The following is a 26,153-nucleotide window of genomic DNA, read 5'->3' on the forward strand; positions in this document are numbered from 1 at the left end:
TTGCCCGCTCCCACAGGTATTGCACAATTCCTGAAGGTTGTGCAGTACCTGTGGGAGCGGGCAAGCCCGCGAAGAGGCAGGCACAGGCAACATCAAATCCCCAAGAACTGACACAGCTCCCGCTTCTTGGCCAAAGCATCCCTTCGCCCCAGTTCGATCAGCTCACTGCAATAGCTCGCCTCGAACAGCAAATAACTCAACACCCCCGCCCCGCTGGTGCGCGTCGCCCCCGGCCCACGCAGGAACAGGCGCAACGCTGCCGGCAACTCGCGCCGATGCCGGGCGGCGATTTCGTCCAGTGGCTGGCTGGGCGCCACTACCAGCACGTCGACCGGCGCCAGCCCCAGGCGCCGGGCATCCAGGTGCGCCGGTAGCAACCGGCTTAGATGATTGAGCCGCTGCAGCAGCTCGATGTCATCTTCCAGGCTGTCGATGAAGGTGCTGTTGAGCATGTGCCCGCCAATCTGCGCCAGGCTCGGCTGCTGCCCGCTGAACACCCGCTGGGTCGGCAACGGCGGCGCTGGCCGCTGCGGGTTGCCACTGACCCCGACCACCAGCACGCGGCTGGCACCCAGGTGCAGGGCCGGGCTGATCGGCGCCGACTGGCGCACCGCGCCATCACCGTAGTATTCGTCACCCAGCTGCACCGGGGCGAACAGCAGCGGGATCGCCGCACTGGCCAGCAGGTGGTCGATGGTCAATGGCGTGGGTACGCCGATGCGACGATGGCGCAACCAGGCCTCGATAGTGCCGCGCCCTTGGTAGAAGGTGACCGCCTGGCCAGACTCGTAGCCAAAGGCGGTGACTGCCACGGCACGCAGTTGCCCGGCGGCAAGGGAATGGCCGATACCCTCCAGGTTCAGGTGTGCTTGCAACAGGCTGCGCAGTGGGCTGCTGTCCAGCAGTGCCACTGGCGCCTGCCCACCCAACCCGAGCAGGCTATGGCCGACGAAGCGGCTGGCCTGGCGCACCACCCCGGGCCAGTCGCTGCGGATGACCAGGTGGCTGCGAAAGTTCTGCCAGAAGGCGGTGAGCCGCTGCACGGCATCGTTGAAGTGGGTCGCGCCGCTGGCCAGGGTAACGGCGTTGATGGCCCCGGCAGAGGTGCCGACGATGACGGGAAAGGGGTTGTGTGCGCCAGCCGGCAGCAGCTCGGCGATGCCGGCCAGTACGCCGACCTGATAGGCGGCGCGGGCGCCGCCGCCAGAAAGGATAAGACCGGTTACCGGGGGTGGGGCCATGGCGTCCTTCCTGGATCAGTTGTTTTCAGGCCCGGCCCTTTCGCGGGCTTGCCCGCTCCCACAGGAATGCACAATGCCCGGGCCTGTGGTGATCCTGTGGGAGCGGGCAAGCCCGCGAAAAGGCCGGCACAGGCAAAATCAGTTCAGCGCTTTTTCTTGTCATACAGCCGCGGCGCACCCTCAGGCCGCGACTTGAACCGGCGGTGCGCCCACAGGTATTGCTCGGGGCACTCGCGCAACACGCCTTCCACCCACTGGTTGATGCGCAGGCAATCGGCCTCTTCGCTCTCCCCCGGGAAGTCCGCCAATGGCGGGTGAATAACCAGACGATAGCCGCTGCCATCTTCAAGGCGCTTCTGGGTAAACGGAATCACCTGTGCCTTGCCCAGCCGGGCAAACTTGGTAGTGGCGGTTACCGTCGCCGCCTGGATGCCGAACAGCGGTACGAAAATGCTCTGCTTGGCGCCGTAGTCCTGGTCCGGTGCGTACCAGATCGCACGGCCCGAACGCAGCAGCTTGAGCATGCCGCGCACGTCTTCACGCTCCACCGCCAGCGAGTCGAGGTTGTGCCGCTCACGGCCGCTACGCTGGATGAAGTCGAACAGTGCGTTACCATGCTCACGGTACATGCCGTCGATGGTGTGCTGCTGGCCGAGCAGTGCAGCGCCGATTTCCAGCGTGGTGAAGTGCACCGCCATGAGGATGGCGCCCTGCCCCGCCTGCTGGGCAGCCTGCAGGTGCTCCAGCCCCTCGATATGGGCCAGGCGCGCCAGCCTGGCCTTGGGCCACCACCAGCTCATGGCCATTTCGAAGAAGGCGATGCCGGTGGAGGCGAAGTTGGCCTTGAGCAAACGCTGCCGCTCGTCGACCGACAGCTCCGGGAAGCACAGCTCCAGGTTGCGCGCGGCAATGCGCCGCCGCTCGCCGGCAAAGCGGTACATCACCGCCCCCAGCGCGGCACCGACTTTCAACAGCACCCGATACGGCAACTGGACCACCAGCCACAGCAGGCCCAGGCCCAGCCACAGGCCCCAGAACTTGGGGTGAAGGTAATAGGGACGAAAACGCGGGCGTTCCATTGAAGCTTCCGGAAAGACAAAGGCTGCGCATTCTACAACGGATCAGCGTATGTTGCGGGCAACCGGTGTTCTCGTTATAAGTCAGGGCACTTTTTTCGCAACAAGCCGTCTATGCAGACCATGAGCCCAAACCACACACCCGACACCGCCTCCGTGTTCCAGCTCAAGGGCAGCATGCTCGCCATTACAGTGCTGGAACTGGCGCGCAATGACCTTGAAGCCCTCGACCGCCAGCTGGCGGCCAAAGTCGCCCAGGCGCCCAACTTCTTCAGCAACACGCCGCTGGTGCTGGCGCTGGACAAGCTGCCGGCCGACGAAGGGGCGATCGACCTGCCCGGCTTGATGCGGATCTGCCGCCACCATGGCCTGCGTACCCTGGCCATCCGCGCCAACCGCATCGAGGACATCGCTGCCGCCATCGCCATCGACCTGCCGGTCCTGCCACCGTCCGGCGCCCGCGAACGGCCACTGGACCCCGAACCCGAGGTGGTCAAAAAGCCCGAGCCAGCCCCGGCGCCACCACCCGCCCCCGAGCCCGAGGTGCGCCCGACCCGCATCATTACCTCGCCGGTACGGGGCGGCCAGCAGATCTACGCCCAGGGTGGCGACCTGATCGTCACTGCCTCGGTCAGCCCGGGTGCGGAACTTCTGGCCGATGGCAACATCCATGTGTACGGCGCCATGCGCGGCCGGGCCCTGGCCGGCATCAAAGGCAACACCAAGGCCCGTATCTTCTGCCAGCAGATGACCGCCGAAATGGTCTCCATCGCCGGCCAGTACAAGGTCTGCGAAGACCTGCGCCGCGACCCGCTGTGGGGGTTCGGTGTGCAAGTCAGCTTGTCTGGTGACGTGTTGAACATCACCCGTCTTTAACGGATACTTGCCAGCATTTTTAGAGCAACTTTTTTACCGTTGCCGTTATTTACGCTATTTCAGTTATTTGCAGGGACTCGTGTCCCGATCATTTTAGGGGTGAAACACCTTGGCCAAGATTCTCGTGGTTACTTCCGGCAAGGGGGGTGTGGGCAAGACCACCACCAGCGCCGCCATTGGTACCGGCCTCGCACTGCGTGGCCACAAGACCGTCATCGTCGACTTCGACGTGGGCCTGCGTAACCTCGACCTGATCATGGGCTGCGAACGCCGCGTGGTGTACGACTTCGTCAACGTGGTCAACGGCGAAGCCAACCTGCAGCAGGCGCTGATCAAGGACAAGCGCCTGGAAAACCTGTTCGTGCTGGCCGCCAGCCAGACCCGCGACAAAGACGCGCTGACCCAGGAAGGCGTGGAAAAGGTCCTGATGGAACTGAAAGAACAGTTCGATTACGTGATCTGCGATTCGCCAGCCGGTATCGAGAAAGGCGCGCACCTGGCCATGTACTTCGCTGACGAAGCCATCGTGGTTACCAACCCTGAGGTTTCCTCGGTACGCGACTCCGACCGCATGCTGGGCATCCTGTCGAGCAAGTCGCGCCGCTCGGAAAACGGCGAAGAGCCGATCAAGGAACACCTGCTGATCACCCGCTACCACCCGGAGCGCGTGGAAAAGGGCGAAATGCTGAGCATCGCCGACGTCGAAGAAATCCTGGCAATCAAGCTCAAGGGTGTTATCCCCGAGTCCCAGGCCGTGCTCAAGGCTTCCAACCAGGGTATCCCGGTCATCCTCGACGACCAGAGCGATGCCGGTCAGGCCTACAGCGATACCGTCGACCGTCTGCTGGGCAAAGAAAAGCCCCTGCGGTTCATCGAAGTGCCGAAGCAAGGATTCTTCGCGCGCCTGTTTGGAGGCAAGTAAACCATGAACCTTTTTGACTTCTTTCGTGGCAGACAGAAACAGACCAGCGCGTCGGTAGCGAAAGAGCGTCTACAGATCATCGTGGCGCACGAGCGCGGCCAACGCAGCGAACCGGACTATTTGCCGGCGCTGCAGAAAGAACTTCTGGAAGTGATCCGCAAGTATGTGAACATCGGCAACGATGACGTGCATATCGAGCTGGAAAACCAGGGCAGCTGCTCGATTCTGGAGCTGAACATTACCCTGCCGGATCGCTGATCTGGCTGAAAGCTGGGGCTGCTTTGCAGCCCTTCGCGGGCACGCCCGCTCCCACAGGACGCGCGATATACCTGTGGGAGCGGGCGTGCCCGCGAAGGGCCGCAAAGCGGCCCCAATTGCTCAAAAGAGACCAAGCAATGCCGCTGTCCAACATCCAGATCCTGCACGAAGACGCCGCCATCCTGGTGATCAACAAGCCGACCCTGCTGCTGTCTGTGCCCGGCCGCGCCGAGGACAACAAGGACTGCCTGATCACCCGCCTGCAGGAAAACGGATACCCCGATGCACTGATCGTGCACCGCCTGGACTGGGAAACCTCCGGCATCATCCTGCTGGCCCGCGATGCGGATAGCCACCGCGAACTGTCGCGCCAGTTTCACGACCGCGAAACCGAAAAGGCCTACACCGCGTTGTGCTGGGGCCAACCGGTGCTGGACAGCGGCAGCATCGACCTGCCACTGCGCTACGACCCGCCAACCAAGCCACGGCATGTGGTGGATCACGAGCAGGGCAAGCATGCGCTGACGTTCTGGCGCATCGTCGAGCGCTGCGGCGATTACTGCCGGGTGGAACTGACGCCGATTACCGGGCGCTCTCACCAGTTGCGCGTGCACATGCTGTCGATCGGGCACCCGCTGCTGGGTGACCGGCTGTATGCCAACCCCGAGGCGCTGGCAGCCCATGAGCGGCTGTGCCTGCATGCCTCGATGCTGAGCTTTACCCACCCGGTGTCGGGGCAGCGGTTGAAGTTCGAGTGCCCTGCACCGTTCTGAATTTGCATGGCCTGTACCGGCCTCTTCGCGGGCTTGCCCGCTCCCACAGGGGTATCACCACATTCGAAACCTGTGGAGTACCTGTGGGAGCGGGCAAGCCCGCGAAGAGGCAGACACAACTTGTCGACATTCTGCGTTAAACTCGCGCCACTGCTGTCTGGAGTGAGCTATGCGCGACGTACTGAATTCTGGCCTTATCGATTTCCTCAAGGCCTCCCCCACGCCCTTCCACGCCACCGCCAGCCTGGCCCAGCGCCTGGAAGCGGCCGGCTACCAGCGCCTGGACGAGCGCGACAGCTGGGCCACTGTGCCTGGCGGCCGCTACTACGTCACCCGTAACGACTCCTCGATCATCGCCATCAAGTTGGGCAAGCAGGCGCCGTTGCTGAACGGCATCCGCATGGTCGGCGCACACACCGACAGCCCGTGCCTGCGGGTCAAGCCGCAGCCCGAGCTGCAACGCCAAGGTTTCTTGCAACTGGGTGTGGAAGTGTATGGCGGCGCCCTGTTGGCACCGTGGTTCGACCGTGACCTGTCGCTGGCCGGCCGGGTAACCTACCGCCGTGACGGCAAGGTAGAAAGCCAGCTGATCAACTTCAAGCTGCCGATTGCGATCATCCCCAACCTGGCCATCCACCTGAACCGCACCGCCAATGAAGGTTGGGCGATCAACCCGCAGAACGAGCTGCCGCCAATCCTGGCCCAGGTCGCCGGTGACGAGCGCATCGACTTCCGCGCCCTGCTCACCGAACAACTGGCCCGCGAGCACGAGCTGATCGCCGACGTGGTGCTGGATTACGAGCTGAGCTTCTACGACACCCAGGACGCCGCACTGGTCGGCCTGAACGGCGACTTCATCGCCGGCGCCCGCCTGGACAACCTGCTGTCGTGCTACGCCGGCCTGCAGGCACTGCTGGCCGCCGACAGCGATGAAACCTGCGTGCTGGTGTGCAACGACCACGAAGAAGTCGGCAGCAGCTCGGCCTGCGGCGCCGACGGCCCGATGCTCGAGCAGACCCTGCAGCGCCTGCTACCGGACGGCGACGCCTACGTGCGCACCATCCAGCGCTCGCTGATGATATCGGCCGACAACGCCCACGGCGTGCACCCCAACTACGCCGACAAGCATGATGGCAACCACGGGCCCAAGCTCAATGCCGGGCCGGTGATCAAGGTGAACAACAACCAGCGCTACGCCACCAACAGCGAAACCGCCGGGTTCTTCCGTCACCTGTGCATGGCCGAGGAAGTGCCGGTGCAAAGCTTTGTGGTGCGCAGCGACATGGGTTGCGGTTCGACCATCGGGCCGATTGCAGCCAGCCACCTGGGCGTGCGCACGGTAGATATCGGCTTGCCGACCTTTGCCATGCATTCGATTCGTGAACTGTGCGGCAGCCATGACCTGGCGCACCTGGTGAAGGTACTGACCGCCTTCTACCGCAGCCGCGAACTGCCCTGATTTGTTGTAGGCAGGCCCGGCCTCTTCGCGGGCTTGCCCGCTCCCACAGGGACCGCACCGCTCTCAAGGGCTGCGCAGTACCTGTGGGAGCGGGCAAGCCCGCGAAGAGGCCGGGCCTGCTTGCACCTGCTCAAGGTCAATCCCGCCTCGCTTGCCAAGCGCTATGCTTGTGACATGGCCCCACTGCAAAAGGATTGCTGTCCATGTCCCCGTTCCTGTCCCTGTTCGTGCCGGTGTTCCTGTTCCTGATGCTGTTGACCATCGGCTTCAGCATGCGTGAGCGCAATATCGGTGTGCTGATGATGTGGATCGGTACCTTGGGCATCTTCGGGCTCACCTGCTGGAAGATCCTCGAGAAACTGCCGACATAAACCTCTACACTCGGTCAATCGTTTGACCTGAGGTAGTTTTGCCAGTGCCTGCCCTCCTGCGTTACCTGTTCCTGCTGCTATTGCTGTTCATCACACCGGTCCAGGCGGCGGGCCTGCCCAGCCTGCTGGGTAGCAGCGCGCCCGCACAACCGGAGGCCACCGAGCCGCTGGGCAAGTCGCTGGACGAAGTCATCAAGAACCTCGAAAACGACCAGCAGCGGGCCAAGCTGCTGGCCGACCTGAAAAAACTGCGCGACGCCACCAGGCAATCACAGCCCAGCGTGGAACAGGGCGTGCTCGGCCTGATTGGCGGCGCTCTGCATGACTTTGAAAAACAGTTCAGCGGCGATGCCAGCCCGTTCGTACGCTGGGCCACAGAAATCGAACAAGCCCAGGCCGAACTGACCGAACTGATGGTACCGGTGCACCAATGGCCGGCGATCCTGTTCGGCTTTGCCGCCGTCATCGCCGTGTGGAGCATGCTGGCCTACGCTTTCAACTGGGTCGGCCACCGTATACGCCTGCGCTTTGGCCTGAGCGAAGAACTGCCGCAACACCCGCGCACCTGGGACCTGGTGCGCTTTGCCTTGCGCAAGCTCGGCCCGTGGCTGGTGGCGTTGGTGGGCACCGTGTACCTGAGCTTCGTGCTGCCACCCTCGCTGGGCAAGTCGCTGGCCATGGTGCTGGCCTACGCGCTGGTGGTGGGCACTTGCTTCTCGGCCATCTGCGTCATTGCCTTCTCGCTGCTGGACGGCCCACACCGCCACCGCGCCCTGCACATCCTGCGGCACCAGGCATTCCGCCCGCTGTGGTTGATCGGCAGCTTCGCAGCCTTTGGCGAGGCCATGAGCGACCCGCGCATGCTGGTCGCGCTCGGCACCCACCTGGCCCACGCCCTGGCGACCCTGGCCAACGTCATCGCCGCACTGTGCACCGGGCTGTTCATCCTGCGTTTTCGCCGCCCCATCGCCCACCTGATCCGCAACCAACCACTGTCACGGCGCCTGACCCGGCGCACCCTCAGCGATACCATCGAGATTCTCGGCAGTTTCTGGTTCATCCCGGCACTGATCCTGGTGGCCATCTCGCTGTTCGCCACCTTCGTCTCGGCCGGCGACACCAGCACCGCCCTGCGCCAGTCGCTGATGTGCACGGTACTGGTGGTGGTGTGCATGGTGCTCAACGGCCTGGTACGCCGCCACGCCGCCAACCCCAAACGCGTCGGCAAGCGCCAGGCGGTGTATGCCGAGCGCCTGCGCAACTTCGGCTACCTGCTGGTGCACATGTTCATCTGGCTGGTGTTCATCGAACTGGGCCTGCGCGTGTGGGGCCTGTCGATGATCAGCTTTGCCGAGGGTGACGGCCACGAGGTAAGCCTGCGCCTGCTGGGCCTGGCCGGTACGCTGATTGTTGCCTGGCTGGTGTGGATTCTTGCCGACACTGCCGTGCACCACGCCCTGGTACGTTCGCGCCGGGGCCTGGCCAACGCCCGTGCACAAACCATGATGCCATTGATCCGCAACGTGATGTTCGTGGTCATCTTCATCATTGCGGTAATCGTCGCCCTGGCCAACATGGGCATGAACGTCACCCCGCTGCTGGCCGGTGCCGGTGTGATCGGCCTGGCCATCGGCTTTGGCGCGCAATCGCTGGTGGCCGACCTGATCACCGGGTTGTTCATCATCATCGAAGACTCGCTGGCCATCGATGACTACGTGGACGTGGGCGGGCACCTGGGCACGGTGGAAGGCCTGACCATCCGTACCGTGCGCCTGCGCGATATCGACGGCATCGTGCACACCATCCCGTTCAGCGAGATCAAGAGCATCAAGAACTACTCGCGGGAGTTCGGCTATGCCATCTTCCGTGTGGCCATTCCGCACAACATGCACATCGACCGGGCCATCACGCTGGTGCGCGAGGTGGGGCAAAAGCTGCGCAATGACCCGCTGATGCGTCGCAATATCTGGTCGCCGCTGGAGTTGCAGGGCGTGGAGAGCTTCGAGTCGGGCTCGGCGGTGTTGCGGGCACGGTTCAAGACCGCGCCGATCAAGCAGTGGGAGGTGTCGCGGGCGTTCAACCTGGCGCTGAAGCGGCAAATGGATGAGGCCGGGCTGGACCTGGCGACGCCGCGGTTGTCGGTGCAGGTGGTGACGGCCGGAGGTGGGGGAATGGCGGAAACCGGTTCTTCCAGTTAGGGCCTCTTCGCGGGCTTGCCCGCTCCCACAGGATCATCACAGTGTTCAAGGCCTGTGCAGTACCTGTGGGAGCGGGCAAGCCCGCGAAGAAGCCAACACCTCATCCGGCCTGGGCACGAATGCGGATCGCATCATGCCGCCAATACTCCAGGTCACAGTCAATCAGGTGACCATGCTGGTCGCTGTTGACCCGGGTAATGTGCAACCCCGGGCTGCCCACCGACACCTTCAACGCCCCCGCCGCCTCAACCGGTAACGCGGTCGGCAAGATCTCGAAGCACACCTGCCCATACTCGATGCCATACACCCGCCCATAAATCTCGGTCAGTGACTGCGCCAGGTCCTGCTCGAGAATCCCCGGAAAGTACCGTGGGTTGAGGTAGTGCTCGGCATACAGCACCGCTCGCCCGTCAATCCGCCGCAACCGGCAGATCCGCACCACGCTGGACAACGCCGGCAACTGCAAGCGCGCACAGATGGCCGCCGAGGCCGGCTGCAGCCGCGCCGACAACAACTCGGTACTGGCCACCCGCCCCTGGTCGCGCACCATGGCATGGAAGTGGCTGCGTTCGATCAGGTCGTAGGTCAGCCGCTGGGGCGCGACAAACCAGCCGCGGCGTTCTTCGCGATAAATCAGGCCTTGGGCCTCCAGCTGCGCCAGCGCCTCGCGCAGGGTGATGCGCGTGGTGTCAAACACCTCGCTCAGTTTGCGCTCGGCCGGCAGCTTGCCCCCCGGCGCCAGCAGGCCGTGCTCGATCTGCTCCTGCAAGGCGTGGCAGATGGCTGTTACCGCACGCGGTGGCATCGGCTGCATCAAAGGTTACCTATCTGGACTAGTCCAGCCCCAGAACAGGGCACTTGGAGAATAGTGCAAGCCTAGGCAGGGCTGATGAACATCCCGTGACAAAGCCGTAACCGTGCTGCAGCCAGAATCGGGCCAGCCCAGCAAATTCGGGGGTACGCCATGGTCTACGCTGTATTGCCAGGAGCCTGCAACTACCTGCGCGGGCCCTTCCCTACATCAAACTGTCACGCAAGCGGCCTACCTTGGCTCAAGGTTTGCTGACCTAGACCACAGGTTCCAGGCAACGGCTTCACTCGCCCACACCGAAATGATAACGATCGGTTAAAGGCACCCACCCAAGGAGCTACGGATGAAAAAGTTGTTCATGGCGTCACTGCTCGGTTCGGCCATCGCGTTCTGCACCTCGGCCATGGCCGCGGACCTCAAGGCCCTGGAAGACGCCGCCCGCAAGGAAGGCACCGTCAACAGCGTGGGCATGCCCGATGCCTGGGCCAACTGGAAAGGCACCTGGGAAGACCTGGCCAGCAAGTATGGCCTCAAGCACAGCGACACCGACATGAGCTCGGCCCAGGAAATTGCCAAGTTCGAAGCCGAGAAGGACAACGCCAGCGCCGACATCGGCGACGTGGGTGCCGCCTTCGGCCCCATCGCCGTAACCAAAGGCGTGAGCCAGCCGTACAAGCCAAGCACCTGGGACCAGGTACCGGAGTGGGCCAAGGACAAGGACGGCCACTGGGCGCTGGCCTATACCGGCACCATTGCCTTCATCATCAACAAGGACCTGGTGAAGGAAGACGAACGCCCGAAAACCTGGCATGACCTGGAAAAAGGCAAGTACAAGGTCGCCATCGGCGACGTCGGCACCGCCGCCCAGGCTGCCAACGGTGTGCTGGCTGCGGCCATTGCCTACAAGGGTGACGAAAGCAACGTGGCGCCGGGCCTGCAACTGTTCACCAAGCTGGCCCAGCAAAAGCGCCTGTCGCTGGCCAACCCGACCATCCAGACCCTGGAAAAGGGTGAGGTGGAAGTGGGCGTGGTGTGGGACTTCAACGGCCTGAGCTACCGCGAACAGATCGACCCCAAGCGCTTTGAAGTGCTGATCCCGTCGGATGGCTCGGTAATTTCCGGCTATACCACTGTGATCAACAAGTACGCCAAGCACCCGAACGCGGCCAAACTGACCCGTGAATACATCTTCAGCGATGCCGGGCAGATCAACCTGGCCAAGGGGCATGCCCGGCCGATCCGTGCCGAGCACCTGAAGCTGCCTGCGGATGTACAGGCCAAGTTGCTGCCGAACGAGCAGTACGGTGCTGCGCAGCCGATCAAGAATGCCGAGGCGTGGGAAGCAACCTCGAAGAAACTGCCGCAGATGTGGCAGGAGCAGGTGATCATCGAGATGGAATAAAGGGCTAGCTTCTTTAGCGCCTGAACAGGCCCTTTCGCGGGCACGCCCGCTCCCACAAAGACCGCGCAGCCCTCAAAGGTTGCGCAGAACCCTGTGGGAGCGGGCTTGCCCGCGAAGAAGCCAACGCGGTTCACGACTGGAGCACACATGCAACACAACGTCATCCTGGTCCTGCTAGACGGCCTCAACTACCAGGTCGCCCACCATGCCATGGGCCACCTGCACGCCTACGTCGAGGCCGACCGCGCCGCGCTGTACCGCGTGGAATGCGAACTGCCGTCGCTGTCGCGGCCACTGTACGAATGCATCCTCACCGGCGTGCCGCCCATCGACAGCGGCATCGTGCACAACAACGTCAACCGCCTGTCCAACCAGCGCAGCGTGTTCCACTACGCCCGTGAAGCCAACCTGGGCACCGCGGCGGCGGCCTATCACTGGATGAGCGAGCTGTACAACCGCTCGCCCTTCGACCCGCAGCGCGACCGCCATACCCACGCGCCGAAGCTGCCGATCCAGCACGGGCTGTTCTACTGGGACGACCGCTACCCCGACTCGCACCTGCTGGCCGATGGCGAATACCTGCGCCGCCGCCACGCCCCCAACTTCCTGCTGGTGCACCCGATGAGTATCGACGATGTCGGCCACCGTCACGGCCTGGACAGCAGCCAGTACCGCAACGCCGCACGCAGCGTCGATATCCTGCTGGCCGACTACCTGCCAGGCTGGCTCGAAGAGGGTTACCAGGTACTGGTCACCGCCGACCACGGCATGAACAACGACCGCTCGCACAACGGCCTGCTGGCCGAAGAGCGCGAAGTACCGCTGTTTGTCTTTGGCGACGCCTTCAGCCTGGACCCGGCGGCCAAGCCGCTACAGACCGAACTGTGCGGCACCATTTGCGAGCTGCTGGGCGCGGCCCACGACAAAACGGTTTGCCGGGAGTTGCTCAAGTGAACCGTGGCCGCTACCTGGCCCTGCTCTGCCTGCTGCCGTTTGCCATATTCTTCGTCATCTTCCAGATCGCCCCGTTGGCCTGGGTAGCGATCAACAGCGTGCAATCGGAAGCCGGCTGGGGCGTGGAAAACTTCAGCAAGGTATTCAGCTCGAAGTTTTACCTGCAGGCCCTGCAACGCAGCCTGGAGATCAGCTTCTGGTCGAGCCTGTTCGGCATCATCATCGCCACCCTTGGCGCCTATTCACTGCGCCAGGTGGACTCAAGGCTGCGTGACTTCGTCAGCGCCTTTGCCAACATGACCAGCAACTTTGCCGGGGTGCCGCTGGCCTTCGCCTTCATCATCCTGCTCGGTTTCAACGGCGCGCTGACGCTGCTGCTGAAGCAGATCGGCCTGCTGGAAGACTTCAGCATCTACTCCAAGAGCGGGCTGATCCTGGTGTACACCTACTTCCAGATCCCGCTGGGTGTGTTGCTGCTCTACCCCGCCTTCGACGCGCTGCGTGAAGACTGGCGCGAGTCGGCCGCGCTGCTGGGCGCCAGCCACTGGCAATTCTGGCGGCACATCGGCCTGCCGGTGCTGACCCCGGCACTGCTGGGCACCTTCGTCATCCTGCTGGCCAACGCACTGGGTGCCTACGCCACTGTGTACGCGTTGACCACCGGCAATTTCAACGTATTGCCGATCCGCATCGCAGGCCTGGTGGCCGGTGATATCAGCCTTGACCCCAACCTGGCCAGCGCCCTGGCGATGGTGCTGGTGGGGTTGATGACGCTGGTCACGGTGGTGCATCAATGGCTGTTGAAGAGGAGCTACCATGCGCGCTGATGCCCATTCCGGCGGCTGGTACCACCGCGCCGTGGTCTACCTGCTGTTCCTGATCCTGCTGCTGCCGTTGGCCGGCACCCTGCTCTACTCGCTGGCCACCAGTTGGTCGGCCAGCCTGCTGCCCAGCGGGCTGACCCTGAAATGGTACGTGGCGCTGTGGAGCGAGCCACGCTTCCTGGCGGCCTTCGGCCAGTCGCTGCTGGTGTGCGTGGGTGCGCTGCTGCTGTCGGTGGTGCTGATACTGCCGCTGCTGTTCGTGGTGCATTACCACTTCCCGCGGCTCGACGCGCTGATGAACATCCTTATCCTGCTGCCGTTCGCGGTGCCGCCAGTGGTGTCCTCGGTGGGGCTGTTGCAACTGTACGGCAGCGGCCCGATGGCCATGGTCGGCACGCCGTGGATCCTGATCGGCTGCTACTTCACCATCGCCTTGCCGTTCATGTACCGCGCCATTACCAACAACCTGCAAGCCATCAACCTGCGCGACCTGATGGATGCCGCCCAACTGCTCGGCGCCAGCACCTGGCAAGCCGCGCTGCTGGTGGTGCTGCCGAACCTGCGCAAAGGCCTGATGGTGGCGCTGCTGCTGTCGTTCTCGTTCCTGTTCGGCGAGTTCGTATTCGCCAACCTGCTGGTCGGTACCCGCTACGAAACCCTGCAGGTGTACCTGAACAACATGCGCAACAGCAGCGGGCACTTCAATAGCGCGCTGGTGATCTCCTATTTTGCCTTCGTGCTGGTACTGACCTGGGTCGCCAACCGCCTGAACAAGGACAAGACCTGACATGAGCTTCGTCAGCGTACAGAAACTGCAGAAAAGCTACGCCGGCAGCCCGGTGTTCGAGAACATCGACTGCCACATCGAACGTGGCGAGTTCGTTACCCTGCTTGGCCCGTCCGGTTGCGGCAAGTCCACCCTGCTACGCTGCATCGCCGGGCTGACCCCGGTAGACAGCGGGCAGATCCTCCTCGACGGCCACGACATCGTGCCCGTGAGCCCGCAAAAGCGTGGCATCGGCATGGTGTTCCAGAGCTACGCGCTGTTCCCCAACATGACCGTGGAACAGAACGTGGCCTTTGGCCTGCGCATGCAGAAGGTCAAGGCCGATGAAAGCCAGCTGCGAGTACGCGAAGCGCTGGACCTGGTGGAGCTGGGCACGTTCGCCGGGCGCTACCCGCACCAGTTGTCCGGCGGCCAGTGCCAGCGCGTGGCCCTGGCCCGCTCGCTGGTTACCCGCCCGCGCCTGTTGCTGCTGGACGAGCCACTGTCGGCACTGGATGCACGTATCCGCAAGCACCTGCGCGAGCAGATTCGGGCGATCCAGCGTGAGCTGGGGTTGACCACCATCTTTGTCACCCACGACCAGGAAGAAGCGCTGACGATGTCGGACCGCATCTTCCTGATGAACCAGGGGCGCATCGTGCAGAGCGGCGATGCCGAAACCCTTTATACCGCGCCGGTGGACCTGTTTGCCGCCGGCTTCATCGGCAACTACAACCTGCTCGACGCCGACAGCGCCAGCCGCCTGCTGCAACGCCCGGTGGCCAGCCGCCTGGCCATCCGCCCGGAGTCGATTACCCTGGGCGTCAATGGCGAACTGGATGCAGAAGTGCGCAGCCACAGCCTGCTGGGCAATGTGATTCGCTACCGGGTAAAAGTACGCGAGGTGGAATTGGTGGTCGACGTGCTCAACCGCTCGCCGGCCGACCTGCACGCCGACGGAAAACGGGTAAGCTTGTCGATCGACCCCACGGCGCTGCGGGAAGTGGCCTAAGGAGATTCAACACAATGGCACTGGCAATTTTCGATCTGGACGAAACCCTGATCCACGGCGACTGTGCGTCGCTGTGGAGCGAGCAAATGGCCCGGCTGGGCTGGGTCGACGGCAAGGAATTCCTGCGCCGCGACCATGAACTGATGGAGGCCTACGGCAAGGGCCACCTGCAGATGGAGGACTACATGGCCTTCAGCCTGGAGCCGATTGCCGGGCGCACCCTGGAAGAAGTCGAACACCTGGTCGAGCCGTGGGTCGAGGACGTGATCGAACCGATCATCTTTGGCGATGCCTGCCGCTGCATTGCCGAACACCGCAAGCGCGGGGACCGTATCCTGATCATTTCCGCTTCGGGCACCCACCTGGTCGGGCCGATTGCGGCGCGGCTGGGGGTGGATGAGTACCTGGCCATCGAGCTGGAAGCGGTGAACGGGGTGTATACCGGCAAGACCCACGGGGTGCTGACGTATCGCGAGGGCAAGATCACCCGGCTGCTGGAGTGGCTGGACCAGGAGCAGGAGAACCTGGAGGGGGCGAGTTTCTATTCCGATTCGCGTAATGACTTGCCGCTGTTGCTGAAGGTGGATCACCCGCATGTGGTGAACCCGGATGCAGTATTGCGTGAGCATGCCGAGAAGAATGGCTGGCCGGTTCTGAGCTGGTCCTGAACATTTGTGTGGGCTTCTTCGCGGGCACGCCCGCTCCCACAGGGTACGGTTCAGATCCCTGTGGGAGCGGGCGTGCCCGCGAAGAGGGCTGGCCTGCTTACACCAGGCTTGGGTCGATCACCATCACCAGCTTGCCCGATACCTGGTTGCTCTCCAGTTCGGCATACGCCGCCTGGGCAAACTCCACAGGATAAGTATCCACCAGCTGCGGCGACAAGCGCCCTTCGGCAAACAGTGGCCACACCTGCTGTTGCAGCTCACGCAGCAGCTCGGCCTTGAAGCCGTCATCGCGGTTGCGCAGCGTGGAGCCGGTAATCTCCAGGCGCTTGCCCAGCACCTGGGCCAGGTCCAGCTCGAACTTGCGCCCGCCCATCAGGCCGATGATTACCCAGCGCCCGTCGCGGGCCAGCAGCTTGAGGTTGAGTTCGCCGTAGCTGGCACCCACCGGATCAAGAATGACGTCGAACGGGCCATGACCTTCCAGTGCATCCAGGTTCTCGTTACGTACCACGCCACCCGCAGCGCCCAGCGCCTCACAGTAGGCCAGGCGATCCGGCGAACCGACACTGACCCACACCGGGCTGCCAAACGCCTTGCACAGCTGGATGGCGGCCGAACCCACGCCACTGGCGCCGGCATGCACCAGCACCTTCTCGCCAGCCTTCAAGGCACCCAGCTGGAAGATGTTCAACCAGGCGGTGGCATACACCTCCGGCAACGCGGCTGCTTCGTGCAGGCTCAGCCCCTCAGGCACCGGCAGCACGTGGCGCGCATCGACCACCACTTCCTCAGCCATGGCGCCGCTGGCCAGCAGCGCGCAAACGCGGTCACCCACGCGCCAGTCGGCCCCGGGGCCGACTTCTTCAACCACCCCGGCGCACTCCAGGCCCATGTACGGGCTGGCACCTGGCGGTGGCGGGTACAAACCTTTCATCTGCAACAGATCGGCGCGGTTCAGGCCCGCAGCAGCCACGCGAATGCGCACTTGGCCCGCGTCACAGGCCGGGCGCTCGGCCTCAACCCACTCCACATGTCCGTCAACGCCTTGCAATGCCTTCACAGTGCCTCCATAGTTGAATCATGACTGGGCCTGAGGTTGCTTACCTCAGGCTTTTTGCAGTATTTGCCCGGCTCCATGGAACCGGCAACGGAAAAGACGGCCTACTATGCGTGATCAATTGCCCCCACGTCGAATCAGCATGAAGCATTTCCTCCCAAGCACCGCCCTCGCCGTCATGATCGGCCTGGGTAGCCTCACGCTCGGCGGCAATGCGGCGGCCGCCAACAAGTGGGACAGCCTGCAGCCGGACCGCGACGAGATCGTCGCCAGCCTCAACGTGGTGGAATTGCTCAAACGCCACCACTACAGCAAGCCGCCGCTGGACGATGCCCGTTCGGTCATCATCTACGACAGCTACATCAAGCTGCTGGACCCGGCACGCAGCTACTTCACCGCCGCCGACATTGCCGAGTTCGACAAGTGGAAAACGCAATTCGACGATTTCCTCAAGAGCGGTAACCTGGACCCGGGCTTCACCATCTACAAACGCTACCTCGACCGCGTCAAGCAACGCCTGGACTTCGCCCTGGCCGAGCTGAACAAGGGCGTGGACAAGATCGACTTCACCACCAGGGAGACCTTGCTGATCGACCGCAAGGACGCACCGTGGATGAAGGACCAGGCCGAGCTCGACGACTTGTGGCGCAAGCGCGTCAAGGACGAAGTGCTGCGCCAGAAAATCGCCGGCAAAGAGCCCAAGCAGATCCAGGAAACCCTGACCAAGCGCTACAAGAACCAACTGGCGCGCCTGGACCAGACCCGTGCCGAAGATATCTTCCAGGCCTACATCAACACCTTCGCCCAGTCCTACGACCCGCACACCAACTACCTGTCGCCGGACAACGCCGAGAACTTCGACATCAACATGAGCCTGTCGCTCGAAGGCATCGGTGCGGTGCTGCAGAGCGACAACGACCAAGTCAAGATCGTGCGCCTGGTGCCGGCAGGCCCGGCAGCCAAGACCAAGCAGGTGGCCCCGGCCGACAAGATCATCGGCGTGGCCCAGGGCAACAAGGAAATGGTCGACGTGGTCGGCTGGCGCCTGGACGAGGTGGTCAAGCTGATCCGCGGCCCGAAAGGGTCGGTGGTGCGCCTGGAAATCATCCCGGCAAGCAATGCGCCTAGCGACCAGACCAGCAAGATCGTGTCGATCACCCGTGAAGCGGTGAAGCTTGAAGAACAGGCCGCCAAGAAATCGGTGCTGAAGCTGAAACAGGACGGGCGTGACTACAAGCTGGGCATCATCGAGATCCCTGCTTTCTACCTGGACTTCAAGGCGTATCGCGCCGGTGACCCGGAGTACAAGAGCACCACGCGTGACGTGAAAAAACTGCTCACCGAGTTGCAGAAAGAAAAAGTCGACGGCGTGGTCATCGACCTGCGCAACAACGGCGGCGGCTCGCTGCAGGAAGCCACCGAGCTGACCAGCCTGTTCATCGAGAAAGGCCCGACCGTGCTGGTACGCAACAGCGACGGCCGCGTCGACGTGCTGGAAGACGAAAACCCGGGTGCCTTCTACAAAGGCCCGCTGGCGCTGCTGGTGAACCGCCTGTCTGCCTCGGCTTCGGAGATTTTCGCCGGTGCCATGCAGGACTACCACCGCGCGCTGATCATCGGTGGCCAGACCTTCGGCAAAGGCACCGTGCAGACCATCCAGCCACTCAACCATGGCGAACTGAAGCTGACCCTGGCCAAGTTCTACCGGGTTTCCGGGCAGAGCACCCAGCACCAGGGCGTGCTGCCGGACATCGACTACCCGTCGATCATCGATACCAAGGAAATCGGCGAGAGCGCCCTGCCCGAGGCCATGCCGTGGGACACCATCCGCCCGGTGGTCAAGCCTGCGGCGGACCCGTTCAAGCCGTTCCTGGCCCAGCTCAAGGCACAGCATGAAGCGCGCAGCGACAAGGATGCGGAGTTCACCTACATTCGCGACCGCCTGGCCCTGACCCAGAAGCTGATGAATGAAAAAACCGTCAGCCTCAACGAGCAGGAGCGCCGCGCACGCCATGATGATATCGAGGCCAAGCAACTGGCCCTGGAAAACATCCGCCGCAAGGCCAAGGGTGAAGAGCCGCTCAAAGAGCTGAAGAAAGAAGACGAAGACGCACTGCCGGCCGAGGATGAAAACACCAAGCCGGAAGACGACGCCTACCTGTCCGAAACCGGTCGCATCCTGATCGACTACCTCAGCGCCAGCACCAAGGTGGCCAAGAAGTAACGGGTTGCGCCAGTGATGGCAGAATAATGTGACCTGTCATCAAACAGTCATCGCACTGTCGTGAAATAAAGGGGCCGGGCATGCAGATGCCCGGCCCTTTCATTTTCAGGAATACGTCATGACCGTTGCCGAACAGCTCAGCGCATTGAGTGCCATTCTGGCTCAACGTAGCATTCACAGTCTGTTCCAGCCGATCATGTGCCTGAGCGAGCAACGGGTGTTCGGCCATGAGGCGCTGAGCCGTGGCCCGTCCAACAGCCCGCTGCACGCGCCACTGAACCTGTTTACCATCGCCCGCCAGGCCGGCCGCCTGACCGAACTGGAAGCCGCCTGCCGGGAAAGCGCCTGCCGGCGCTTCAGCGAGCAGCAGTTGCAGGGCAAGCTGTTTCTCAACATCTCGCCTGAATCGCTGCTGGAGCCCCACTACCCCTCCGGCCAGACCCTGAAACTGCTCGAACAGGTCGGCCTGCCGCCCAGCCGGGTGGTGATCGAGCTGACCGAACACACCCCCACCGACGACTTCCAGCTGCTGTCAAACGCCCTGCACCACTATCGCGACATGGGCTTTTCGATTGCCATCGATGACTTGGGGGCGGGTTATTCCAGCTTGCGCCTGTGGTCGGAACTACGCCCCGAATACGTGAAAATCGATCGGCACTTCATCGACGGTATTCACCGCGACCCGCTCAAGCGCGAGTTCGTGGGTTCTATACTGCAGATTGCCCGGGCGTCGAAGGCGCAGGTGATTGCCGAAGGGATCGAGTTGGTAGAGGAACTGGTGGTGCTGAGGGAGATGGGGGTGGACCTGGTGCAAGGCTACTTGCTGGGGCGGCCGCAGGAGTTGGGGGTGCGCGAGCTACCGGTGCTGACAAGCATGCCACAGGCCGAGCAACCGACTGTGCGGTTGAATGCCACCATCGGGCAGTTGCTGGAGCTGTTTGGGCGGCATCAGCATCTGGAGGCGTTGGAGGTGGTGGACGCTGAAGGCAGGACTTGTGGATTGATCCACAGGAATATGTTGCCTGTCCCTGCCTCTTCGCGGGCAAGCCCGCTCCCACAGGTACTCCACCAGACTTGAGAACGGTGAGATACCTGTGGGAGCGGGTTTACCCGCGAAGAGGCAGGGACAGGCAACAAATCAGGCTGTTTCGGGGTAGCTGTACTCAAACACCCGAACCACCTCGGAAGCATGCCATGACGCTGCCTCCATGCCATCCACCGGCCCGGCGAACCGCCCCAGCCGTTCGACACATTCAAAAAAGCCGGTACGCGGCAAGCGGCTGGCGCCTTGGCTGATCACCAGCGAGCTGCGCAGCGGCTGCTCGGCACGGGCATCCAGCACTGCCAGGTACTCCAGCGCGGCGGTCAGCGTCTGCATGGCCGGGCTGGGTAGCTGCAAACGCTCGATCAGCGCTCGGTAGGTCAGCAAGTGACGTTGACGACGGGCCAGGTCAAGCTCGCCCAGCAGGTTATCCCAATGCTGACGGCTGATCCTGACCTGGCTCATGATGGCTCGCTCCAGCCAGCCACCCCCAGGTGCCAGGCCAGGGCGCGGCGGATGGCGGCATCCGGCTGGCGCTCGCCTGACTCGATCATGGCCAGGTAAGCCGGGCTCACCCCGACATTGCGCGCCAGTTGCTCAGGCGCAATGCCCTTGGCCTGGCGAATCTGTGCAACTTCACTGAACGCCGGTAACGGCGCCACGGCGTCGGCCTGTTCGCTGACAACTGCCTCGGCAGGCGCCTGCCCTGCGGCCTTGAGCAGTGCCTGGTACTGCTCCCAGGGAACGACTGCGTACTCGGGTTGACCGTCCCGGCTGATGACCTGAATACCCATTACAAACCCCTTTAAAAAGGATTACAGCATGTAATCCGTAGGCATAACCCTTATGCCAATTATATTACCAACTCCGGGGTCTGTCCGGTTGAGCTGCAGTTCAGGCTGTTTTCAATGGGTATTACGCTCCAGCTGCAGCGCTTGCTGGCTGGCAGGCAGGCGCTCGACCACCCGTAGCCGCTCTGGCGCCTGGCTGTCGCGCCAGGCCTTGAAGCGTGCCAGTTCGTCGGCCACGGTCTTCAGCACCCAGCCAAGTACCGCAATGTCATCAAGAAAGCCCACGCCCAGCAACCAGTCTGGGATGGCATCGATCGGGCTGACGAAATACAACAGGCCGGCCACGATGGTAACCAGGGCCTTGGGGCTGATGGCGCGGTATTCGCCGCGCCACCACGCCAGACACAGCGACTGCAGCAGTTTCACATCCTCGCGCAGTTGGCCGATACGCGGGCCTTTGCGCGCCACTGCAAACAACAGGGCCGGCAGCCGACCACGGCTGAGCAAGCGCTCGGCCAGGGGCAGGAAGCGGGCAAAATTCCAAGGTGCGCTCATGGAGCCTCCAGGCGGAAAAGGTTATCCACATTTATTGTGGATAACCTTGTGAACAGGGCCACATTTCTGACCTCCGGTGCCTGCCAGGCAAGGGCCTCAGTCAGATCGGGCGTTTTTTACACAGCCGTTTCAAGCCGAGGGTACCTGGCCGCAAACGATTTGCGCCAGAATCATCCTGCACCTGTACGCTGCATTTCCTCGGACAGTATCAGCTGTATCAGGTTCGTCCAATCGCCACAAATGAAAACGCCCCGTTCAGGACGGGGCGTTTTGCAGGTACCAGCCAGTGTTACTTGGCAGGCGCTTCAGCAGGTGCTTCGGCCGGGGCTTCGGCTTCCGGCTCGGCGCCTTGCAGCTGGGCCGGATCCTTGATGGCGATCAGTTCCAGATCGAACACCAGCACCGAGTTGGCCGGGATCAGCGGGCTTGGGCTCTGTGCGCCATAGGCCAGTTCAGCCGGGATGAACAACTTGTACTTCTCGCCAACGTGCATCAGCTGCAGGCCTTCGACCCAACCCGGGATCACGCCGCTGACCGGCAGGTCGATCGGGCTGCCGCGCTCGACGGAGCTGTCGAACACCTTGCCATCGATCAGCTTGCCTTCGTAGTGGACAGTGACCACGTCGGTTGGCTTGGGCTGCGGGCCGTCGGCCTTCTTCACCACTTCGTACTGCAGGCCCGAGGCAGTGGTGACCACGCCTGGCTTCTTGGCGTTTTCTTCGAGGAACTTCTTGCCGGCGGAGGCGGCTTCTTCGCTGGCCTTGGCCAGGCGTTCTTCGGCACGCTTCTGCAGCGCAGTAAAGGCCTCTACCAGCTCTTCGTCCTTGATGCGCTGTTCCTTTTTACCAACGGCGTCTTCGATGCCGAGGGCAACGGCTTTGGAATCAAGGTCTTCCATGCCTTCCTGAGCCAGGCTCTTGCCCATGTTCAGGCCGATGCCGTAGGAGGCTTTCTGCGACGGAGTCTTCAGCTCGGGGCTGCTGGCCTGTTGATCACAGCCAGCCAGTACCAGGCCAACCAGGGCAACCGCAGCCGCCAAACGATGCTGTTTCATGTAATTTCCTTGTTCATGCGCCATAAGGGCAATCAGGGTAGAAGCCGCGAGCTTATCAGGCGTCCCCAACCCATGGCTACCGGCATAAGAGCAGGTTTTGGTAAGTAAGTTCAGTACTTAAACGGATATTCATCCCAGCGTTTAGAGCCAGTGGCCAGTATTGACCCGTTGTGCCGCTTTTGCCCGTTTTCGCGGGGGATTTATTTCGTTGCCTTCTGAACGGCCAGCCGGTCAAGGGTAATGACCCTCACGGTACTGCCCCGCCACCTCGCGCAGTACCTCGCACACCCACTGCCCCGGCAGGCTCTGCGGCAAAGCCGCATTGCGACAGATACCGACCGAGCCGCCCGGCTCGCGCACGCCCAGGTCGAGCTCGACCAATTCGCCACGGCGCAAGTCGAGCAGCACCGCATCGCGGGGCGCCACCCACAGCGCATCGCTGCCTAGCAGGTAGCGCCGGCTCAACGCCAGCGACAGGGTCTCCAGGCGCTGCGCTGGCATCTGGATGCCGCATTGCACGAACAGGCTGTCGGCATGCTGGCGGATGGTGGTGCCTGCCGGTGGCAACACCAACGGGTAACGGCCCACCCGGGCCCGCTCGACCGGCTTGGCGGCCAGCAGCGGGTGGCCGGGGCGCACCACCAGGCTCATCGACTCGCTGTACAAATGCTCGAACGACAGGCCCTGGATCTGCGGGCTGTCGGTCATTCGACCGACCACCAGCTCCAATTCGCCCAGGCGCAGTTGGCCAAGCAGCTGCGCGCTGATGCCGGTGACCACACTGATCACCAGCGCTTCATGGCGCTGGTGCAGGCGGCACAGCACCTCGGGCATCAGCAGGCCTTCGACCGTCGACAGCACACCTATGCGCACCTGCGACGGCGCCCGCGCCTCACCGCGCAAGCTGCTGACGCCATCGCGCAGGGCCTGCACGCTGGGCCCGGCATAGCGCATGAAGCGCGTGCCGGCCGGGGTCAACTCGACGCCCTGGCGGCTACGGGCGAACAGGCGCGTTTCCAGCAGGTCTTCGAGTTCCTTGAGGGTTTTGGAAATGGCCGGCTGGCTGATGGCAAGCACATCGGCAGCCCTGGCCAGGCTGCCCTGCCGGGCAATCTCCAGGAAGCACAGCAGGTGGCGGTACTTGATGCGGGTGTCGAGATTCATGCGCCAAGCTTAACGCATCGCTACCTGCGGCGTATCCGGGTCGCGTTGCTGACGACGGAACTGCCCTGGCGGCAGGCCGTGAATCTGACGAAAGCGCCGCGAGAAATAAGCCTCGTCGGCAAACCCGCACAAACGCGCCACCTCACCTATCGGCCGGCTGCCATTGAGCAGGTAGTTGCGTGCGGTATGCATGCGTCGCTCCAGCACCAGCTCACTGAACGTCTTGCCGATTTCCTTGCGCAGCCAGTGGGTCAGGTAAGTGGGCGACAGGTAGGTGGCGGCGGCCACTTTCTGCAAGTTCAGGTCGGGGTCGTCGATGTGCCGGCGCAAGTACTCGCTCATGCGGTTCAACGCGGCCCGGCGGCTCAGTTGCGCTGCGTTGCCTTCTGCCAGGATGCGCAACGGTTCGGCATACAGCCCGCACACCTGGCCAATCAGTTGCAACAACAGGCCCTTGAGCACTTCGCGGCTGCCGAAGCGGCGGTTGGCGTCCAGTGCACGCATGCGCTCGAGCAGTTGCACCACCTCGGCGAAATCGGCGTCTACCAGGCAGAAATCCAGGTGCTCCTGAAAGCGGAACGGTGACAGCTCCGGGGCTTGCAGGATCGAGACTTCTTCGAGGTCCATCGGGTCGCAATCCAGGTGTGGCAACAGGAATGTCTGGGAAAAATTGATCACCACGAAATCGCTGTCGGCCGGATGCGGGATCACATGCACCCGGTGCGGCAGGATAAAGGCCAGCGTGTTGCGCTTGAAAGGGCGTTGCACGCTGCCGATGTGCTGCACCGTGTCCCCGCCCAGGTTGACCTGGACCTGGAAGTACTCATGCCGGTGCGGTGCGGTTTCGGCCGGGCGCCCACGCCGGTCGCGGATGTGAAAGTCCATCAGCTCGCTGCGCTGCTGCATGACGTAGGTCGGGACCTCGCGCTTTGGTGGCATGGCAAACTCCGGTAAACAGACAGCTAGTTGTACGATGTCTTAATTTAAACGCGACTACAAAAACAGACGCAACCGCAATTCGTCGCAGCCCGCTAAAAACGCGACACACAGCAAATAGTCGCGACAAAACCCTGTGCCTGAGTTTTTTTGGACAGCGCACACATCCCCCTCCATCCAGCGCAAAAACGGTCTAACCCCCGCATTGCATTCAAGACGTTGTACGACCACCCTAGTCACGGGACTGCAGCCCAACCTCAACCAACAACAACAAACGAGGTCGACTCATGTCGAGCACGCCTACCCCCCGCGCAGCGTCGTCGTACGCGCTGGACGCGGCCCCTGCCCAGCGCCTGCCCACCCGGCGCCGCTGGTTCATGCTGTCGCTGCTGCTGGTGGCGACCATCATCAACTACGTCGACCGGGTGAATATCTCGATCGCCGCCCCCTTCATGGCCAAGGACCTGGGCCTGGACAAAGTGGAGATGGGGCTGATTTTTTCTGCCTTTGCCTGGACCTACGCCCTGGCGCTGGTACCGGCCGGCTTCATCGCCGACCGCTTCGGCTCGCGCCTGACCTATGGCGTGTCGCTGATCAGCTGGTCGGCGGTTACCGTGGCTCAGGGCCTGGCCAGTGGCTTTACCTCGCTGTTCGGTCTGCGCCTTGCCGTCGGTGCCATGGAGGCCCCGGCCTTCCCCGCCAACAGCCGTGCGGTGACGGTATGGTTCCCGGCGCGTGAACGCGGCATGGCCAGCAGCATCTACGTGTGCGGCCAATACCTGGGCACTGCACTGTTCACCGGCGCCCTGCTGTGGCTTGCAACCACCTACGACTGGCGGCATGTGTTCTACAGCACCGGCGTGGTCGGCATCCTGTTCGGCGTGGTGTGGCTGTTCCTTTACCGTGACCCGCTGAACTGCAAGAAGGTCAGCAAGGAAGAACTGGCCTATATCGAGAGCGGCGGTGGCCTGGTCAAAAGCAGCCAGGAACGTACCCGTTTCGACTGGCGCCAGGTCGCCGAACTGTTCCGCTACCGCCAGGTATGGGCCATCTGCCTGGGCAAGTTCGCCAGCACCTCGGCGCTGTACTTCTTCCTCACCTGGTTCCCCACTTACCTGATCGAAGAACGCCAGCTCACCTTGATCAAGGTCGGCATCTTCGCCGTGATGCCGTTCATTGGCGCAACGGTCGGCATCCTGCTGGCGGGCATCGTCTCTGACCTGCTTATCCGCAAGGGCTACTCGCTGTCGTTTGCACGCAAGCTGCCGCTGGTGGTGGGCTCGATGCTGGGCATGTCGATCGTGCTGGTGAACTTCACCGACTCCAACGTGCTGTGCATCGCCATTCTCACCCTGGCGTTCTTTGCCCAGGGCATCGCCTCGTCTTCGTGGGCTGCGGTCTCGGAAGTAGCGCCCAGGCAATTGATCGGCCTGACCGGCGGGGTCACCAGCCTGGCAGCAAACATCGGCGGCATCGTCACGCCGATCGTGATTGGCGCAATCGTGCATGCCAGTGGCTCGTTCGCCATGGCGTTCTGGTTCATCGGGGGCGTGGCCCTGATGGGCACCCTGTCTTACTCGCTACTGCTCGGCAAGCTGTACCGCATTGAGTTGAAGACTGCGGCCTGATTCGAGAAATGCGTGGTCAGTACTGGCCTCTTCGCGGGCACGCCCGCTCCCACAGGTACAGCGCTGCGCTCAGGTTTGGCACTGCTCCTGT

The 26,153-nt window shown here is 62.9% G+C and carries 26 protein-coding genes; 16 read left to right on the plus strand and 10 right to left on the minus strand.

Translation table 11 applies throughout. The features are described from left to right. Positions 1-92: 92 nt before the first annotated feature. Positions 93-1,241: a patatin-like phospholipase family protein gene (locus tag ACIQUI_RS20995; RefSeq protein WP_403202366.1), complete on the minus strand. Its 1,149-nt coding sequence runs from the start codon at positions 1,239-1,241 to the stop codon at positions 93-95. Between the two features lie 143 nt (positions 1,242-1,384). After that, positions 1,385-2,320, minus strand: a complete 936-nt coding sequence (locus tag ACIQUI_RS21000) for a lipid A biosynthesis lauroyl acyltransferase (RefSeq protein ID WP_403202369.1) — start codon at positions 2,318-2,320, stop codon at positions 1,385-1,387. A gap of 111 nt (positions 2,321-2,431) precedes the next feature. Between ACIQUI_RS21000 and minC the strand changes: the two genes are divergently transcribed. From minC to ACIQUI_RS21035, 7 genes are all read left to right on the plus strand, one after another. Next, positions 2,432-3,193 (plus strand): septum site-determining protein MinC, encoded by a 762-nt coding sequence (gene minC, locus ACIQUI_RS21005; RefSeq protein WP_403202372.1) that lies wholly within the window; start codon positions 2,432-2,434, stop codon positions 3,191-3,193. A gap of 109 nt (positions 3,194-3,302) precedes the next feature. Beyond that, positions 3,303-4,115: a septum site-determining protein MinD gene (minD, locus tag ACIQUI_RS21010; protein ID WP_054893840.1), complete on the plus strand. Its 813-nt coding sequence runs from the start codon at positions 3,303-3,305 to the stop codon at positions 4,113-4,115. A 3-nt stretch (positions 4,116-4,118) separates the two neighbouring features. Beyond that, positions 4,119-4,373, plus strand: a complete 255-nt coding sequence (gene minE, locus ACIQUI_RS21015) for a cell division topological specificity factor MinE (protein ID WP_003252572.1) — start codon at positions 4,119-4,121, stop codon at positions 4,371-4,373. Positions 4,374-4,510: 137 nt separating this feature from the next. Then, on the plus strand, positions 4,511-5,146 hold the full coding sequence (locus tag ACIQUI_RS21020; protein ID WP_403202374.1) for an RluA family pseudouridine synthase: 636 nt from the start codon (positions 4,511-4,513) through the stop codon (positions 5,144-5,146). A gap of 169 nt (positions 5,147-5,315) precedes the next feature. After that, positions 5,316-6,605, plus strand: coding sequence for a M18 family aminopeptidase (locus ACIQUI_RS21025; RefSeq protein ID WP_403202378.1), 1,290 nt, complete (start codon positions 5,316-5,318; stop codon positions 6,603-6,605). A gap of 203 nt (positions 6,606-6,808) precedes the next feature. Further along, positions 6,809-6,976 carry a hypothetical protein gene (locus ACIQUI_RS21030; RefSeq protein WP_016501052.1) on the plus strand — a complete coding sequence of 56 codons (168 nt, stop codon included), beginning with the start codon at positions 6,809-6,811 and terminating at the stop codon, positions 6,974-6,976. 44 nt (positions 6,977-7,020) lie between these two features. After that, complete coding sequence (locus ACIQUI_RS21035) at positions 7,021-9,174, plus strand: mechanosensitive ion channel family protein (RefSeq protein WP_403202381.1); 2,154 nt, start codon at positions 7,021-7,023, stop codon at positions 9,172-9,174. Between the two features lie 100 nt (positions 9,175-9,274). Here ACIQUI_RS21035 and ACIQUI_RS21040 read toward each other — a convergent pair whose 3' ends face one another. Next, positions 9,275-9,988: a UTRA domain-containing protein gene (locus ACIQUI_RS21040; protein ID WP_391124917.1), complete on the minus strand. Its 714-nt coding sequence runs from the start codon at positions 9,986-9,988 to the stop codon at positions 9,275-9,277. A gap of 340 nt (positions 9,989-10,328) precedes the next feature. Here ACIQUI_RS21040 and ACIQUI_RS21045 point away from each other — a divergent pair, with 340 nt between their 5' ends. The 6 genes from ACIQUI_RS21045 (at position 10,329) to ACIQUI_RS21070 (ending at position 15,611) form a co-directional block, all read left to right on the plus strand. Next, the gene (locus tag ACIQUI_RS21045; protein ID WP_403202386.1) at positions 10,329-11,387 is read left to right on the plus strand and encodes an ABC transporter substrate-binding protein; all 1,059 of its coding nucleotides are present in this window, start codon (positions 10,329-10,331) and stop codon (positions 11,385-11,387) included. Positions 11,388-11,534: 147 nt separating this feature from the next. After that, positions 11,535-12,341: an alkaline phosphatase family protein gene (locus ACIQUI_RS21050; protein ID WP_201204784.1), complete on the plus strand. Its 807-nt coding sequence runs from the start codon at positions 11,535-11,537 to the stop codon at positions 12,339-12,341. Then, positions 12,338-13,168: an ABC transporter permease gene (locus tag ACIQUI_RS21055; protein WP_403202389.1), complete on the plus strand. Its 831-nt coding sequence runs from the start codon at positions 12,338-12,340 to the stop codon at positions 13,166-13,168. Before ACIQUI_RS21050 ends, ACIQUI_RS21055 begins: the two co-directional genes overlap by 4 nt. After that, positions 13,158-13,952 carry an ABC transporter permease gene (locus ACIQUI_RS21060; RefSeq protein ID WP_403202392.1) on the plus strand — a complete coding sequence of 265 codons (795 nt, stop codon included), beginning with the start codon at positions 13,158-13,160 and terminating at the stop codon, positions 13,950-13,952. Before ACIQUI_RS21055 ends, ACIQUI_RS21060 begins: the two co-directional genes overlap by 11 nt. A gap of 1 nt (position 13,953) precedes the next feature. Then, complete coding sequence (locus ACIQUI_RS21065) at positions 13,954-14,943, plus strand: ABC transporter ATP-binding protein (RefSeq protein WP_403202394.1); 990 nt, start codon at positions 13,954-13,956, stop codon at positions 14,941-14,943. Between the two features lie 14 nt (positions 14,944-14,957). After that, positions 14,958-15,611 (plus strand): HAD family hydrolase, encoded by a 654-nt coding sequence (locus ACIQUI_RS21070; RefSeq protein WP_403202396.1) that lies wholly within the window; start codon positions 14,958-14,960, stop codon positions 15,609-15,611. A gap of 97 nt (positions 15,612-15,708) precedes the next feature. On the opposite strand, the gene ACIQUI_RS21075 is transcribed toward ACIQUI_RS21070, so the two are convergent. Next, the gene (locus ACIQUI_RS21075) at positions 15,709-16,671 is read right to left on the minus strand and encodes a zinc-binding dehydrogenase (RefSeq protein ID WP_391124899.1); all 963 of its coding nucleotides are present in this window, start codon (positions 16,669-16,671) and stop codon (positions 15,709-15,711) included. A gap of 139 nt (positions 16,672-16,810) precedes the next feature. Here ACIQUI_RS21075 and ACIQUI_RS21080 point away from each other — a divergent pair, with 139 nt between their 5' ends. Together ACIQUI_RS21080 and ACIQUI_RS21085 are read left to right on the plus strand one after the other, a co-directional pair. Beyond that, complete coding sequence (locus tag ACIQUI_RS21080) at positions 16,811-18,892, plus strand: carboxy terminal-processing peptidase (RefSeq protein WP_403202402.1); 2,082 nt, start codon at positions 16,811-16,813, stop codon at positions 18,890-18,892. 118 nt (positions 18,893-19,010) lie between these two features. Further along, positions 19,011-19,970, plus strand: a complete 960-nt coding sequence (locus tag ACIQUI_RS21085) for an EAL domain-containing protein (protein ID WP_403202404.1) — start codon at positions 19,011-19,013, stop codon at positions 19,968-19,970. A 60-nt stretch (positions 19,971-20,030) separates the two neighbouring features. Here the strand turns inward: ACIQUI_RS21085 and ACIQUI_RS21090 are convergent, their stop codons facing one another. From ACIQUI_RS21090 to ACIQUI_RS21115, 6 genes are all read right to left on the minus strand, one after another. Further along, positions 20,031-20,399, minus strand: a complete 369-nt coding sequence (locus ACIQUI_RS21090; protein WP_016501064.1) for a hypothetical protein — start codon at positions 20,397-20,399, stop codon at positions 20,031-20,033. Further along, on the minus strand, positions 20,396-20,728 hold the full coding sequence (locus tag ACIQUI_RS21095; RefSeq protein ID WP_403202406.1) for a helix-turn-helix domain-containing protein: 333 nt from the start codon (positions 20,726-20,728) through the stop codon (positions 20,396-20,398). Before ACIQUI_RS21095 ends, ACIQUI_RS21090 begins: the two co-directional genes overlap by 4 nt. Before the next feature lie 111 nt (positions 20,729-20,839). Next, positions 20,840-21,280 carry a YkvA family protein gene (locus tag ACIQUI_RS21100; RefSeq protein WP_403202408.1) on the minus strand — a complete coding sequence of 147 codons (441 nt, stop codon included), beginning with the start codon at positions 21,278-21,280 and terminating at the stop codon, positions 20,840-20,842. 289 nt (positions 21,281-21,569) lie between these two features. Beyond that, positions 21,570-22,334 (minus strand): FKBP-type peptidyl-prolyl cis-trans isomerase, encoded by a 765-nt coding sequence (locus ACIQUI_RS21105; protein ID WP_391124884.1) that lies wholly within the window; start codon positions 22,332-22,334, stop codon positions 21,570-21,572. Positions 22,335-22,565: 231 nt separating this feature from the next. Beyond that, entirely contained in the window at positions 22,566-23,498 is a 933-nt protein-coding gene (gene pcaQ, locus ACIQUI_RS21110; RefSeq protein ID WP_403202411.1) for a pca operon transcription factor PcaQ, read from the minus strand. Positions 23,499-23,507: 9 nt separating this feature from the next. Further along, positions 23,508-24,437 (minus strand): helix-turn-helix transcriptional regulator, encoded by a 930-nt coding sequence (locus tag ACIQUI_RS21115; protein ID WP_403202413.1) that lies wholly within the window; start codon positions 24,435-24,437, stop codon positions 23,508-23,510. Between the two features lie 284 nt (positions 24,438-24,721). Here ACIQUI_RS21115 and ACIQUI_RS21120 point away from each other — a divergent pair, with 284 nt between their 5' ends. After that, on the plus strand, positions 24,722-26,062 hold the full coding sequence (locus ACIQUI_RS21120; RefSeq protein ID WP_119371020.1) for an MFS transporter: 1,341 nt from the start codon (positions 24,722-24,724) through the stop codon (positions 26,060-26,062). The last annotated feature ends 91 nt before the right edge of the window (positions 26,063-26,153 follow it).

Source organism: Pseudomonas sp. NPDC090592 (genome assembly GCF_044769185.1).
In the GTDB taxonomy this organism is placed as follows: domain Bacteria; phylum Pseudomonadota; class Gammaproteobacteria; order Pseudomonadales; family Pseudomonadaceae; genus Aquipseudomonas.